The 14170-nt window shown below is 63.0% G+C and carries 10 protein-coding genes; 5 read left to right on the top strand and 5 right to left on the bottom strand.

Translation table 11 applies throughout. The features are described 5' to 3' along the window. The first annotated feature begins 188 nt into the window (after positions 1 to 188). From ELS24_RS03345 to ELS24_RS03365, 5 genes are read left to right on the top strand one after another with little or no spacing between them, the layout of a single operon-like run. On the top strand, positions 189 to 428 hold the full coding sequence (locus tag ELS24_RS03345) for an acyl carrier protein (RefSeq protein WP_050447101.1): 240 nt from the start codon (positions 189 to 191) through the stop codon (positions 426 to 428). Further along, on the top strand, positions 406 to 1593 hold the full coding sequence (locus ELS24_RS03350) for a D-alanyl-lipoteichoic acid biosynthesis protein DltD (protein ID WP_127183399.1): 1188 nt from the start codon (positions 406 to 408) through the stop codon (positions 1591 to 1593). The genes ELS24_RS03345 and ELS24_RS03350 overlap by 23 nt, the downstream gene beginning before the upstream one ends. Continuing rightward, complete coding sequence (locus ELS24_RS03355; RefSeq protein ID WP_127183400.1) at positions 1590 to 1742, top strand: hypothetical protein; 153 nt, start codon at positions 1590 to 1592, stop codon at positions 1740 to 1742. Before ELS24_RS03350 ends, ELS24_RS03355 begins: the two co-directional genes overlap by 4 nt. Positions 1743 to 1750: 8 nt before the next feature. Then, complete coding sequence (locus tag ELS24_RS03360) at positions 1751 to 2878, top strand: MBOAT family O-acyltransferase (RefSeq protein WP_127183401.1); 1128 nt, start codon at positions 1751 to 1753, stop codon at positions 2876 to 2878. A gap of 16 nt (positions 2879 to 2894) precedes the next feature. After that, positions 2895 to 4340 carry a D-alanine--poly(phosphoribitol) ligase gene (locus ELS24_RS03365; RefSeq protein ID WP_127183402.1) on the top strand — a complete coding sequence of 482 codons (1446 nt, stop codon included), beginning with the start codon at positions 2895 to 2897 and terminating at the stop codon, positions 4338 to 4340. Positions 4341 to 4378: 38 nt separating this feature from the next. On the opposite strand, the gene ELS24_RS03370 is transcribed toward ELS24_RS03365, so the two are convergent. The 5 genes from ELS24_RS03370 to ELS24_RS03390 form a co-directional block, all read right to left on the bottom strand. Further along, positions 4379 to 4939, bottom strand: coding sequence for a YggT family protein (locus ELS24_RS03370; RefSeq protein ID WP_050447105.1), 561 nt, complete (start codon positions 4937 to 4939; stop codon positions 4379 to 4381). Positions 4940 to 5087: 148 nt separating this feature from the next. Continuing rightward, entirely contained in the window at positions 5088 to 5840 is a 753-nt protein-coding gene (locus tag ELS24_RS03375) for a histone H1-like DNA-binding protein (RefSeq protein WP_127183403.1), read from the bottom strand. Positions 5841 to 6187: 347 nt separating this feature from the next. Then, a complete protein-coding gene (locus tag ELS24_RS03380; RefSeq protein ID WP_127183404.1) occupies positions 6188 to 7384 on the bottom strand; it encodes a ribonucleotide-diphosphate reductase subunit beta in 1197 nt (398 codons plus the stop codon). A 19-nt stretch (positions 7385 to 7403) separates the two neighbouring features. After that, positions 7404 to 10334 carry a ribonucleoside-diphosphate reductase subunit alpha gene (locus tag ELS24_RS03385; protein WP_050447109.1) on the bottom strand — a complete coding sequence of 977 codons (2931 nt, stop codon included), beginning with the start codon at positions 10332 to 10334 and terminating at the stop codon, positions 7404 to 7406. A gap of 303 nt (positions 10335 to 10637) precedes the next feature. Then, positions 10638 to 14144: an indolepyruvate ferredoxin oxidoreductase family protein gene (locus ELS24_RS03390; protein ID WP_127183405.1), complete on the bottom strand. Its 3507-nt coding sequence runs from the start codon at positions 14142 to 14144 to the stop codon at positions 10638 to 10640. Between the last annotated feature and the right edge of the window lie 26 nt (positions 14145 to 14170).

A 14170-nucleotide genomic window follows, 5' to 3' on the forward strand; every position in this document is an offset into this window, starting at 1 on the left:
ACGATCGAAATGCAATGATTGCGCCTGCGAACGAGGCCAACGCCGGTTTTTAATGTAACCGAGTGCGTCTTGATCTTGTTCTGAACGGCTGAACTCCGTCAGTTGAGCTTCAGCTTTTTTCTATATTCTCAAGCACCTGAATCCCTGCGAGCGGGGGCGTTTCACCGACGAGACGCCCTGCACACCTTATGTATACCGAGCAAGAACTCCACACCAAGATCGGCGATATCGTCGAGTCGATCGTCATGAAGAAAGTCACACCCGACACGCAATTGATCGCCACAGGCCTGGTGGATTCCCTGGCCGCCGTGGACATCACGCTGGCGGTTGAGTCGGAGTACGGCTGCAGCATCCCGGCTCCTGAAATCGCGGAAATCCTGCAGTCGGTTCGGTCGCTTGCCGGCTATGTTGCTGCCCATTCTGCGTAACACGCGCTTGCTGTCCCACGTTGCGGCTGCCGCGACGGCGGTCGCACTGGCGGTTGGCGCGTATTGCGGCGCGGACGATGTGCTCAGCCGCATCGTGACGCCCGCCGCCGCACCCTTGTCGGCCACGGCCGGCAAAAACAACTACCTGCCCAATCTGGGACCGGACTGGGGCACTCAGCACGTCAACCTGAATCGCCTGGGCAACGCGCTAAGCGACGGCACGCTGGTCGTGCTGGGCTCGTCCGAACTGTCCAGCCACGACCTGCGTTTCGTTCCTTACCGCTTCTTTCCCGACGAGCTGAAAATGCCGACGCTGGCCTATGGCCATGCCATGTTCCAGTCTTATGGAATTGTCAGCGTGCTGGAATCCGTGGCCGATTCCCTGACGCCGAACACGCGGCTGGTGATCATGGTGTCGCCCGCATGGTTCGCCTCGGGCGGCCAGTTGCCGCGCAGCGCGTTCGCCGAGCACGTGACCGGCCCGGTCTGGGACCGCCTGTGGGACCAGCCCAGCACGCGCGAGCAGATGCAGACCTGGATCACCGACAACGCGAATTGGGGTCTGCTCTGGCTGATCGCCAACGGTCAGGCGGCCGAACTGAAAGACAAGTTGGTGCTGTGGTGGCATGCCCGCCAGGACCCCGCGCCTGACCGCCCGCGCACCAAGCTGTCGGTGCCCGCGCATCGTTTCGTGTCCTGGCCGTCCGCCGCGCGCTTGAACGAAGGGCAGTGGGGGCGGCTGACGCATCAGGCGCGCGAGGTGGAGCACAATCTGGGCGGCCACAACCCCTACGACGTACGCGACGACTACTACAAGCAATACCTGGCGCCGCTGTACTCGCCGGCCCGCAACGAGTTCGCCGACGTCGACCCCATCACCCGCGCCGAGCTGGGCGATCTGTCGCGCGTCATGGCCTTGCTGCAAAAGCGCAAGGTGAAGGCCTACTTCGTCATTCAACCGTTCAACCCCAAGCTCATCCTGGATGTCGAGCGCTTCGATCCGGTGGTGGCCGCCATCACGGGCATGTGCGCGCGCTATCAAATGGGTTGCCTGGACCTTTACAGCATCCCGTTCGAACCGGGCATGCTGCGCGACGACATGCACCTGGCCGAGCTGGGCTGGGCCATGGCCGACCAAGGCATTGCGGAGTACTTTTCCCGATGAAATTCTTTCGCAAAGACGGCGCCGGACGCCGCTTTTTCTGGCATGTGTGCCTGTACATCGGGGTCATCCTGGTGTTTGTGCTGCAGGCACAACCCACCACGGGCAGCGGTGGACCCATCAAGGTCGAATTCCAATACCAGCAGTTCTGAGCCTCGCCATGGAATTGTTTGCAAGCTTGAGCTTCTTTGGCGGCGCCCTGTGCGGCGGCCTGGGCCTGTTGGCGTACCGCTCGTTCGGCATGCCGTTTCGCATCGGCTATCGCCACATCATCGGGGTGATCTGCCTGGGTGTCTGGATGGCGGTATTCTGGGCGCGCCCCTATCAGCCCATCGCGCTGCTGGCCATGTCGGGCGGCGCCTTGTGGGCCATGCGCCGCGGCTACATTCCCACCTGGCTGGCCGTCATCATCACCATGGCGCCGTTGCTGCTGGTGAAGACCGGCGTGTCGCACCTGGGTGCGATGCTGGGCCTGTCGTTCGCCACCTTCCGCGCCATCGACGTGCTGCTGTTTGCGCAACGCAACGAGCGCGTGTCGCCGCTGGATTACTTCATCTACCTGTTCTTCCCGCTGACGCTGTTGGCAGGCCCCATGTACCGCTGGCGCAATTTCCAGGCGGATCTCAAGCGCGGCTATGAAGGCGTGAACCTGAACACCTGGCTGACCGGGCTGGAACTGATCATGCTGGGCGTGATCCAGAAGTTCGGCCTGGCCGAGCTGATCTGGCGTTATGGCCTGGCCACGCTGGATGCGCACGACTATTCGTTGACCGGGGTTGCGCTGAACGCTTCGCTGTACAGCGCGTATCTGTTCTTCGACTTCGCCGGGTATTCGACGATGGCAATCGGCATCGGCATGCTGTTCGGCTTCACCTTGCCGATCAACTTCCGCAACCCCTTGGCCACGCTGAACCCGCAGGACTTCTGGCGCCGCTGGCACATCAGCCTGTCGGAGTGGTTGCGCGACGTGGTGTTCATGCCGATCTACAAGGCGTTGAGCAAGACCAGGTTCTTCGGACGGCATCGTTTGGCGGCGCAGAACATCGGCATCTTCGCCACGCTGCTGGCCATGGGGGTGTGGAACGGGCTGTCGCTGCATTACATCGTCAGCGGCCTGATGTTCGGCACGTATTCGGTGGGGCACAACCTGTTGGTCAACGCGGCGCGCACCCGACCTGCCTTGCAGTCCACGTTGGCGCACCCGGTGATGCGGCTTTTGGGCCGCGTGCTTACCTTGATTCTGGCCGCGCTGGCGCTGTACGTGTTCAGCGGCCGCAGCCCCATCTGACGCCGGGAGCATCGGCATGCGTTTTGATCTGAAAACGTTCCAGTTTGTTGATACCGGAATGTCACCCGACGCCTTGGCCGTCGCCGCCGCCGATCGCTCTTTGAGCTGGGCGCAGTTGCGTGACGAGGCGTACGCCTGGGCGGAGAACGCGCGCCAACACGGCGCGGCCCCGGATGTGCCGGTGGCTATCTACGGCCACAAAGAAGCGTCGTTCTTCGTCGCCATGGTGGGCGCGCTGCTGATCGGCGCGCCGTTCGTGCCGGTCGACACCATCTACCCGGTGGAGCGGCTGCGCCGCATTGTCGAGATCGTGCGCGCCGCGGCCGTCTACGACGCCGCCACCGGCACGTTCACCGAAGGGGAAGGCGCCATGCTGGCCGAGCGCGGCCTGGCTTACGTCATGTTCACCTCGGGCAGCACGGGCGACCCCAAGGGCGTGCAGATCGGCCGCGAAAGCGTGGGCTTGTTGGGCGATTGGATGGGGGGCAGCTTTGGCCTGGGCGACGCGCCGATATTCATGAACCAGGCGCCGTTCAGCTTCGACCTGTCCATGTACGAGGTCTTCGGCACCCTGGCTGCGGGCGGCGCCTGCGTGCTGAACGCTCGCGAGCAGATCGCGGCGGCCGGCACGTGGATGCCGCGCTTGGCACAACATGGCGTGACGGTGTGGGTGTCGACCCCGTCGTTTGCCCATCAGCAGCTGGCCAACCGGGATTTTTCCCCGGCCACCTTGCCCGCGCTGCGCACTTTCCTGTTTTGCGGCGAGCCGCTGCCGGCGGCCTTGGCTAAAAAGCTGCGCCAGCGCTTCCCCGATGCTGTCATCCTGAATACGTATGGCCCCACGGAAGCCACCGTGGCCACCACCTGGATCGAAGTCACCGACGCCGTGCTCGCGGCCCACGACCCGCTGCCGGTGGGCCACGCCAAGCCAGACAGCCTGTTGATCGTGGATGAAGGCGAGATCTGCATCGTGGGCGACCACGTCATGCGCGGCTACCTCAACCGCCCTGATCTGAACGACGCCAAGCTCTACACCCACGAAGATGGCCGCCGCGCTTTCCGCACGGGCGATCTGGGCCAACTGGAAGAGGGCGGCCTGCTGTTTTGCCGAGGCCGCATGGACGACCAGATCAAGCTGAACGGCTATCGCATCGAACTGGCGGAAATCGACGAAGCGCTGCACGGCCTGCCGGGGGTGGAAGGCGGCGCCTGCGCGGTGCTGCGTCGTCCCGATGGCACGGCGGTGCGCCTGATTGGTTTTGTGGCCGGCGTGGCGCAAGAGCCGGATGCGCGCTTTCTGGCGCCCGATGCGCTGGCCGATTGCAAAGCGCGGCTGGCCCAGCGCCTGCCGCCCTATATGGTGCCGTCGGAATTGGTGGCTTGCCCGGCATTGCCCATGTCGAACAACCACAAGATCGACCGCAAGAAGCTGGTCGAGATCTACGCCGGGATTCCGGCGTAGCGGAAAAAAGAACGGGGCGCGATGCCCCGTGTCTTGGTCTACAGACCCATCATGCGCTGGCTCAGATTGGCCAGCACCATCAGCAGGATCTGCGCCACGATCAGTAGCACCAGGGGTGAAAAGTCGATGCTGGTGCGCGGCAGGATGCGGCGGATGGGGTCCAGCATGGGCGCGGTCAGCGCCTGCAGCAGCGGCATCATCGGCGCCGTCGGATTGACCCAGGACAGCACGGCCTGGATCAGCGTCAGCCACACCACCAGGTTCAGGGCCCACTTGATGGCCATGATCAGGGCCGAGCCCATGGCGGCGGGCAGCAGCGCGGCGGGAATCAGCGCGCCCAGCGCAACCAGCCAGATCAGCACGATGTACAGAAGCGCTGCCAGCCAGGCGGCGACCAGGCTTGTCCAGTCGATCTTGTTGCCAGCGGGAATGACCTTGCGCAGCGGCATCACCAGCCAGTTCGTCGCCTGGTAGATGGTGCGCGCAATCGGGTTGAAGGCATGGAGGCGGATCGCGTGCATCCAGGCGCGGGCAATCAATGCCGCGCCGAACAGCGTGAACACGATTTCGAGAAGGAAGCGGAAGATATCACCGAGCATGGACGCGATCACCGAAAAAATGAGGAATCAATTGTCGCACGCTGCGTCGAAAGTTTGCGGCGGCGTTTGGAGGATGGGGGCGACGCAAAAAAGCCGCCTAGCCAAGGCCAGGCGGCTCTAGTGAAGCTAATGCTTCGAACCGTCCGAATTAAGGACGGCCACCCGTGGGGAACGGCCACGAAGCGGCGGGATTCAGCGCGGTCTTTGCACCCGGGGCAGCAGCCGTGGAGGGCGGCGTTGCGGGCTTCTTGGGAGCGGCTTTCTTCGCGGCAGGCTTCTTGGCAGCGGCGGGCTTGGCGGCAGCAGCCGGCTTGGCGGCGGCGGGAGCCTTCTTTGCAGCGGGAGCCTTCTTGGCGGCAGGCGCCTTCTTGGCAGCGGGGGCCTTCTTGGCTACCGCTTTCTTGGCAACTGCTTTTTTGGCAACTGCTTTCTTGGCGGCGGGCGCCTTCTTGGCAACGGCCTTCTTGGCTACCGCTTTCTTGGCAACGGCTTTCTTGGCAACTGCCTTCTTTGCGACGGCCTTCTTGGCTACCGCTTTCTTGGCAACGGCTTTCTTGGCGACTGCCTTTTTGGCGACGGCCTTCTTGGCTACCGCTTTCTTGGCAACGGCCTTCTTGGCGACAACCTTCTTGGCTACCGCTTTCTTGGCGACGGCCTTCTTGGCGACTGCCTTTTTAGCGACGGCCTTCTTGGCTACCGCTTTCTTGGCGACGACCTTCTTGGCTGCCGGCTTCTTGGCGGCAACCTTCTTCACTGCCGGCTTCTTGGCGGCGACGACTTTCTTGACAGCTACCTTCTTGACAGCGGCTTTTTTGGCCGGTGCGGCCTTCTTAGCGACTGCCTTCTTGGCGGCGGGCTTCTTCGCCGCGGCTTTCTTTACGGCTTTCTTGGCTGTTGCCATGGTCATGCTCCTTAGGTTCAGGGGTCCCAGAACTTAAACCCGTGCCCCGACTCGCCAACAAAGCGAATCGTGCCCGGGCTATTCATCGGCGCATGCCGCTGTTCTGTGCGAGCAACAGCTACTACGGTTTGCGCTAATGAATTCGGCACAGCCATTTGATATGGCCCCCGCTCCTTTGGCGCGAGCCATTTCAAATGGCGCCGGTCGCAGCCTGATCACAGGCCGCCGACCGCTTGTTCTACGTGTTCGAAAACACCCTGACCAGGAAGCGCGTCATCAAGCCTGTCGCGAACGCGACGCTCTGTGTTGGCAGAGCGTGCCCGCGCCGGGCCTGATGACGTACTGCTTTACTCCCAGCTCAGCGTGCCACCGGTTTGGTATTCGATCACGCGAGTTTCAAAAAAGTTGCGTTCCTTTTTAAGATCGATCATTTCCGCCATCCAAGGGAAGGGATTCTCTTCCTGCGGGTACAGCGGTTCGATACCGATTTGCTGGCAACGACGGTTGGCGATGAAGCGCAGGTAGGATTTGAACATAGGTGCGTTCAAGCCCAACACGCCGCGCGGCATCGTGTCTTCGGCGTAAGCGTATTCGAGTTCGACCGCTTTGCGGAAGAGTTCTCGAATTTCTTCGCGGAAAGCCGGCGTCCACAGATGCGGATTTTCCAGTTTGACGGTGTTGATCAGGTCGATGCCGAAGTTGCAGTGCATGGATTCATCGCGAAGGATGTACATGTACTGCTCGGCCGCGCCGGTCATCTTGTTCTGGCGACCCAGCGCCAGGATCTGCGTGAAGCCCACGTAGAAGAACAGGCCTTCCATCAAGCAAGCGAAAACGATCAGCGACTTCAGCAGCGTCTGGTCGGCTTCGGGCGTGCCCGTCTTGAAGTGGGGGTCCGCGATCGCGTCGATGAACGGGATCAGGAACTCGTCTTTGGCGCGGATGGACGGAACTTCGTTATAAGCGTTGAAGATCTCGGCTTCGTCCAGGTCCAGGCTTTCGACGATGTATTGATAAGCGTGCGTGTGGATTGCTTCCTCGAATGCCTGGCGCAGCAGGAACTGGCGGCATTCGGGAGCCGTGATGTGGCGGTAGGTGCCCAACACGATGTTGTTCGCGGCCAGCGAGTCGGCCGTGACGAAGAAACCCAGGTTGCGCTTGACGATGCGGCGTTCGTCTTCGGTGAGCCCGTTCGGGTTCTTCCAAAGCGCGATGTCGCGCGACATGTTGATCTCTTGCGGCATCCAGTGGTTGGCGCACGTGGCCAAATACTTTTCCCACGCCCACTTGTACTTGAACGGCACAAGTTGATTGACGTCGGTTTCGCCGTTGATGATGCGCTTGTCGGCAACCTTCACGCGCTGCGCGGTGGCTGCGCCGCTGGCGGCCAGACCCGCCGCGTGTTCAGGCGCGGCAGGCGTAGGCATGGCGGTGTCGCCGAACACACCCGTCGCCGCCCGGACTTCGGGCGCAGCCTGCTGGCCGCCCGCGGAGGCGGGGGAAGCAGGTTGCGTGGCGGTGGTGTCGTCTTCCCAATTAATCATTTCAATTCTCCGGAGGCGGTTATTGGCAGGCTTCGCACTCTTCGAAGCCGGGGTCGCCCGGCCGCATGGTGCAAACCGCCCCGAGAACTTCGGGTTCCGGCAAAACAGGTGCGGCGCCCACGGCCGCGGCCGTGGATTGGCCACCAGCAGTGACGGCGTTCAATTCGCCGCCGCGACCGGTGGACTTCTCGGCGCTGGTGGCGCCCAGGGTACGCAGGTAGTACGTGGTCTTCAGGCCACGCAGCCATGCCAGCTTGTAGGTGTCATCCAGCTTCTTGCCCGACGCGCCCGACATGTAGATGTTCAGCGACTGGGCTTGATCGATCCACTTCTGACGGCGCGACGCGCATTCAACCAGCCAGCTCGGTTCGACTTCGAACGCAGTGGCGTAGAGTTCGCGGAGTTCGGAAGGTACGCGATCGATGCGGGACAGGCTGCCGTCGAAGTACTTGAGGTCGGCGACCATGACTTCGTCCCAGAGACCGAGTTTCTTCAGGTCACGCACGAGGTAATCGTTAACGACCGTGAACTCGCCGGAGAGATTCGATTTGACGTACAAGTTCTGGAAAGTAGGTTCGATGCACGCAGATACACCAATGATATTGGAAATAGTCGCGGTTGGGGCAATTGCCACGCAATTGGAGTTGCGCATGCCATGTTGTTTGATGCGCGCGCGCAACGTATCCCAATCGAGCGTGCTCGATTCATCAACTTCAACGTGACCACCGCGTTCATCACGCAGCATCTTCAACGTGTCTTGCGGCAAGATGCCACGCGACCACAACGAACCTTCATACGATTGATAGCGGCCACGTTCTTCGGCGAGCAGGCTCGACGCGAAGTACGCGTGATAGCAAACGGCTTCCATCGAACGATCAGCGAATTCAACGGCGGCTTGCGACGCATACGGCACGCGCATCATTTGCAGGCAGTCTTGGAAGCCCATGATGCCCATGCCCACCGGACGATGGCGCGCGTTGGAATTGCGGGCCTTCTCGACGGCGTAGTAGTTGATGTCGATGACGTTGTCGAGCATGCGCATCGCGATGCTGACGGTGCGCTTGATCTTGTCGTGATCCAGTTCGAAACCACCACCGGCAGCCGGCTTCATGTGCGCGACCAGGTTCACCGAACCCAGGTTGCACACCGCGATTTCGGATTCGTTGGTGTTCAGCGTGATCTCGGTGCACAGGTTCGAGCTGTGAACCACGCCCACGTGCTGCTGCGGCGAACGGATGTTGCACGGATCCTTGAACGTGATCCACGGGTGGCCGGTTTCGAACAGCATCGACAGCATCTTGCGCCACAGCGTCAGCGCCGGCATCTTCTTGTAGAGCTTGAGCTCGCCGCTGGCGACGCGCTTTTCGTGGCCGATATAGGCTTCTTCAAACTCGCGGCCGTACTTGTCGTGCAGGTCGGGGCAGTCGGACGGCGAGAACAGCGTCCATTCGCCACCTTCCATGACGCGCTTCATGAACAGGTCGGGAATCCAGTTCGCCGTGTTCATGTCGTGCGTGCGGCGGCGTTCGTCGCCGGTGTTCTTGCGCAGTTCCAGGAATTCTTCGATGTCCAGGTGCCACGATTCCAAGTACGTGCACACCGCGCCCTTGCGCTTGCCGCCCTGGTTCACCGCGACGGCGGTGTCGTTGACGACCTTCAGGAACGGAACCACGCCCTGGCTTTCGCCGTTGGTGCCCTTGATGTGGCTGCGCAGCGCGCGCACCGGGGTCCAGTCGTTGCCCAGGCCGCCGGCGTACTTGGCCAGCAGCGCGTTTTCCTTGATGGCGTCGTAGATGCCTTCCAGGTCATCCGACACGGTGGTCAAGTAGCACGACGACAATTGCGAGTGCAGCGTGCCCGAATTGAACAGCGTCGGCGTCGAGCTCATGAAGTCGAACGAGGACAGGATCTCGTAGAACTCGATGGCGCGCGCTTCGCGGTCGGCTTCACGCAGCGCCAGGCCCATGGCCACGCGCATGAAGAACACCTGCGGCAGTTCGATGCGGGTGCCGCGGATGTGCAGGAAGTAGCGGTCGTACAGGGTTTGCAGGCCCAGGTAGCCGAATTGCAGGTCGCGCTTGGCGTTCAAGGCCTTGCCCAGGCGGGTCAGGTCATAGTTGGCCAGTTCGGGCGACAGCAGGCCGCCTTCGATACCGCGAGCGATGAACGTGGGGAAGTATTCGGCGTAGCGCGCGATCATGCCGTCTTGCGAGACTTCTTCGCCCAGCACTTCCTTGCGGATCGTGTGCAGCAGCAGGCGAGCGGTGACCTGGCTGTAGGCCGGGTCTTTTTCAACCAGCGCGCGCGCGGACAGGATGGCGGACTTGAACACTTCGTCAACGGGGATGCCGTCGTACAGGTTCTTGACCGTTTCCTTCAGGATGGATTCGCTGTCGATGAATTCGGCCAGGCCTTCGCCGGCGGCGACGATGGTCGCGCGCAGCTCAGCCAGGTCCAGCGGACGGCGCACGCCAGCGTCGGTCACGTTCAGCACGTGTTCGGCGGGCGCGGCGGCGGCCTTTTCCTGGCCTTCGGCGGCAGCAGCGGCGGCGCGCTCTTGCGTGCGCTTCTCGCGGTACAGGACGTAGGCGCGGGCAACATCATGTTGGCCCGAGCGCATCAGCGCCAGTTCAACCTGGTCCTGGATGTCTTCAATATGGAAGGTGCCGCCGTTGGGGCGGTTGCGCACCAGAGCGTTCACGGCCTGGCTGGTCAGGTTTTCGACCAGTTCACGCACACGGGCGGACGCGGCGCCCTGGCCACCGTTCACGGCCAGGAAGGCCTTGGTCATGGCGATGGCGATCTTGCTGGGTTCAAACCCGACCACCGAGCCATTGCGGCGAATGATGTTGTAGCTGGCCCATTGCCCGCCATTGGCGTCGGCAGGGGAATCGGTTTGTGAGGGCGGCACGGCCGAAGGCCGGGTCACAGAGGCGATCGTAGTCTGCATGGAAGCTCCTGTGCGAAAACGCGTAGATAGCGACATGACGGCGGTCATGTCCGGTATGAATGGTGATCTTTTGAGGGGGTCGGAACGGCTTGGACGGCTTAGTCCAAAAGGCGTGGCCGACGAGAATCAGCGCTTAGGCGACCACAACATGTAGTGTAGCACCCCTCGTTGGACACTAATTCTAGTGATCGAGAACTACTGAAACAAGAAGAAGATATGACGAAGCCTACAAAAGATTGTTACTAAATGCACTGGGCGCGCCCAATAAGGCGCGCCCAGGAGTGCACGGCTCAAAGCGACTGTTTATGCGGTTTTCCGCAGGGGCATGTCGCGCGGGGCCGGTGCTGTATAGCTTTGCATCAATCGACCCAATTGCGTCCGGTACTTCTCGACGCTCGCAGCCTTCACGTGGCCGTAGCCGCGGATGGTTTCTGCAAGGCCGGCGATTGTAGCTGCTTGCGCGATGTTGTCCCGGCTCAACCCTACAAGAAGTTGGTCTATGGTCTGGCGGTACTCGGCGACAAGCGCCCGTTCCATCTTGCGTTCGGCGGTATGGCCGAAGGGATCGAACCAGGTGCCGCGCAGGCCCTTCAGACGCGTCAGCAATTTCAGTGCCGTCATCGTGCGCGGACCCAGCGTCATCTTGCGCGGCACGCCCGTGCGCGGGTCCTTGCGGGCGAAGATCGGTGGGGCCATATGAAAGCGCAGGCTGTAGTCGCCTTCGAACTGACCCTTCAGTTGCGCCTGGAAGGCGTCGCCGGTGTAGAGCCGCGCGACTTCGTATTCGTCCTTGTAGGCCATCAGCTTGAACAGACCGCGCGCCACTGCCATTGCCAGGCGAGGAGTCTTGGCGTCGGGCGCCAGTTCACGTTCGCGCGCCACGACGGCTTCGACGACGTCTTGGTAGACACGGGCATAACGGGCGTCTTGATATGCAGTCAGGTCGGCGATGCGGCGAGCCACGGCGCGGTCAAACGTTTCCGGCACATGCAGTTGCACGACCTGGGCGCGCGGACGCAAGGCGCTGTCCAGCGCGTCGGGCTGGTGCGCGGCCAGACGGCCGCTGTCAAAGGCGGCGCGATTGGCCGCGATGGCCACGCCGTTCAGTTCGATGGCGCGGTTGATGGACGCTTGCGACAGCGGCACGCCGCCGCGTTGCCACGCATAGCCCAGCATGAACATGTTCGACAGGATGCTGTCGCCGAACAAGGCCAGCGCGGCTTCATGTGCATCGATGGCGGCCGTGTTGGCATCGCCCGCGGCGTGACGGATCTTGGCCAGCAGTGCTTCCGGTCGCATGGCGGCGTCGGGGTTGCGGGTGAATTCGGACACCGGCGCGACATAGGTATTGACCGTGACCTGGGTGTGCCCACGACGCAGCGCGCCCAGCGAATCCGGCGCCACCGAGGCCACCGGGTCGCACAGGATGGCGGCGTCGGCTTGTTGCCAGTCCAGGCGGACCGGGCCTGCCGGCGCGCCCGCCGGCGCCAGCCGGATATGGCTGACGACCGTGCCGCCTTTCTGCGCCAGGCCGGTCAGGTCCAGCACCGCGGCAGACAGGCCTTCCAGGTGCGCGGCCATCGACACGATGGCGCCAATGGTGATGACGCCCGTGCCGCCCATGCCCGCGACCAGCAGGCGATACGGGCGGTCCAGCGACGGCGTGGCCGGTTGCGGCAATTGTTCGATCAGGTGTTGCAGGCGTTCCTGATCCGTCTTGGGCGCCGCGCTCTTGCGCGGCTTGCCGCCCATGACCGACACAAAGCTGGGGCAGAACCCTTCCGCGCAGGAGTAGTCCTTGTTGCAACTGGACTGGTCGATGGCGCGCTTGCGGCCGTATGGCGTTTCCAACGGCACCACCGACAGGCAGTTCGATTGCACGCCGCAGTCGCCGCAGCCTTCGCACACCGCGCTATTGATCAGCATGCGGCGTGCCGGGTCGGGAAATTGGTTCTTCTTGCGGCGGCGGCGCTTTTCGGCGGCGCAGGTCTGGTCGTGGATCAGCACGGTCACGCCGGGAATCTCGCGCAGCTCGCGCTGCAACGCGTCCAGCTCGCGGCGATGATGCACCTTGATGTTGGGGCCCAGATCCACGCCTTGGTACTTTTCAGGCTCGTCGCTGGTGACGACGATGCGCGCCACGTTTTCGCCGCGCAATTGCTGGCAGATCTGCGGCACCGAGATCGGGCCGTCCACGGGTTGCCCGCCCGTCATCGCGACCGCGTCGTTGAACAGAATCTTGTAGGTGATGTTGGCGCGCGCTGCCACCGCCTGGCGGATCGCCAGATAGCCCGAGTGGTAATACGTGCCTTCGCCCATGTTCTGGAAGATGTGCGGCATCTTGGTATAGCGCGACAAGCCGATCCAGTCGACGCCTTCGCCGCCCATCTGCGTCAGCCCGCCCGTGTCGCGGTCCATCCAGGCGGCCATGTAGTGGCAGCCCACGCCGGACAGCGCCTGGCTGCCCTCGGGCACCTTGGTCGATGTGCTGTGCGGACAGCCGGAACAGAAATAGGGACGGCGGCGCATGCCATCGGCATCGTTGGACAACGCCGATTGGCATTCGAATGCCGCCAGGTCCGCGCCCAGCGGCAGGCCGGCGGTGCGCGTCAACCAGGCGGCCAGCGGCTGGGCCAGCAGCGACGGGCGCAACTGCCCGGCCGAGGGCACCAGCGTTTCGCCATCAAACCCCTTCTTGCCGATGACCGTGGGGCGTTCCGGCAAATTGAACAGCAGGTCCTTGATCTGGCTTTCGACCACGGCGCCTTTTTCTTCAACCACCAGAATGTGCGACAGCCCGCGCGCAAACTCCAGCAGCCGTTCGCCATCCATCGGCCAGGTCAGGCCCGGCTTGTAGATACGCACCGGTGCGTTGGCGGTAACGGTGTCCACGCCCAGGCGCGACAGCGCTTCCATGGTGTCCAGATGCGCCTTGCCGACCGTCACGATGCCCACGGTGGCGCGCGGCGCGGCACAGGTCAGGCGGTCGATGCTGTGGCGGCGCGCGAACGCGGCCACGGCCTTCATGCGCAGGTTCATGCGCGTTTCGACAGCTAGCGACAGGAAGTCGCGAGCGGAATATTCCAGCGCTTCGGGCGGCATGTCGGGGTCGGCCGGCATGTCGTAGTGCTGCACGGCGGTCGGGGTGAACGAGTGGCCGCTTTCGATGGTTTCGGACACCGCCTTGAACGCGACCCAGGTGCCGGCATAGCGCGACAGCGCCCAGCCCCACAGCGCGAACGTTTCGTACTCGTCGATAGAGGTCGGATGCACGATAGGCATCTGCCAACCGATCAGCGACGCTTCGCTGGCATGCGGAATGGACGACGACACGGCGGTGTGGTCATCGCCCACCACCACCAGCACGCCGCCATTGCGCGAGGCGCCCGCCGCGTTGCCGTGGTGCAGCGCGTCGCCCGCGCGGTCCACGCCGGGGCCCTTGCCGTACCACATGGCGAACACGCCATCGACGTTGCGGTCGGCGCGCACGCCGGCCTGCTGCGTGCCCATGACGGCGGTGGCCGCCATGTCTTCGTTGATGCCGGGCAAAAACGAGATCTGGCTGGCGTCCAGCGCCTTCTTCGCCTTCCACATCGCCATGTCCACGCCACCGAGGGGCGATCCCCGGTAGCCCGACACAAAGCCGGCGGTGTTCAAGCCGCGTTCGCGATCGACCCTGGCCTGCGTGAGCATGATCCGGACGAGCGCTTGCGTCCCCGTCAGGAAGATGCGGCCGGACTCACGGGTGAGGTTGTCGGCTAGCTGGTAGTCAAGGTCCAACTGGGGATCGGGGGCGGGAGTGCCGTCCATAATGAATGCTCCTGGTATTTGGCACC

The sequence above is a fragment of the Achromobacter spanius genome (assembly GCF_003994415.1).
GTDB classification, from domain to species: domain Bacteria; phylum Pseudomonadota; class Gammaproteobacteria; order Burkholderiales; family Burkholderiaceae_B; genus Achromobacter; species Achromobacter spanius_C.

What these genes read in the sequence shown, in the direction of transcription:
- ELS24_RS03345 (WP_050447101.1), top strand. Translation starts at nt 189, where the DNA reads ATGTATACCGAGCAAGAACTCCACACCAAGATCGGCGATATCGTCGAG.
- ELS24_RS03350 (WP_127183399.1), top strand. Translation starts at nt 406, where the DNA reads ATGTTGCTGCCCATTCTGCGTAACACGCGCTTGCTGTCCCACGTTGCG.
- ELS24_RS03355 (WP_127183400.1), top strand. Translation starts at nt 1,590, where the DNA reads ATGAAATTCTTTCGCAAAGACGGCGCCGGACGCCGCTTTTTCTGGCAT.
- ELS24_RS03360 (WP_127183401.1), top strand. Translation starts at nt 1,751, where the DNA reads ATGGAATTGTTTGCAAGCTTGAGCTTCTTTGGCGGCGCCCTGTGCGGC.
- ELS24_RS03365 (WP_127183402.1), top strand. Translation starts at nt 2,895, where the DNA reads ATGCGTTTTGATCTGAAAACGTTCCAGTTTGTTGATACCGGAATGTCA.
- ELS24_RS03370 (WP_050447105.1), bottom strand. Translation starts at nt 4,939, where the DNA reads ATGCTCGGTGATATCTTCCGCTTCCTTCTCGAAATCGTGTTCACGCTG.
- ELS24_RS03375 (WP_127183403.1), bottom strand. Translation starts at nt 5,840, where the DNA reads ATGGCAACAGCCAAGAAAGCCGTAAAGAAAGCCGCGGCGAAGAAGCCC.
- ELS24_RS03380 (WP_127183404.1), bottom strand. Translation starts at nt 7,384, where the DNA reads ATGATTAATTGGGAAGACGACACCACCGCCACGCAACCTGCTTCCCCC.
- ELS24_RS03385 (WP_050447109.1), bottom strand. Translation starts at nt 10,334, where the DNA reads ATGCAGACTACGATCGCCTCTGTGACCCGGCCTTCGGCCGTGCCGCCC.
- ELS24_RS03390 (WP_127183405.1), bottom strand. Translation starts at nt 14,144, where the DNA reads ATGGACGGCACTCCCGCCCCCGATCCCCAGTTGGACCTTGACTACCAG.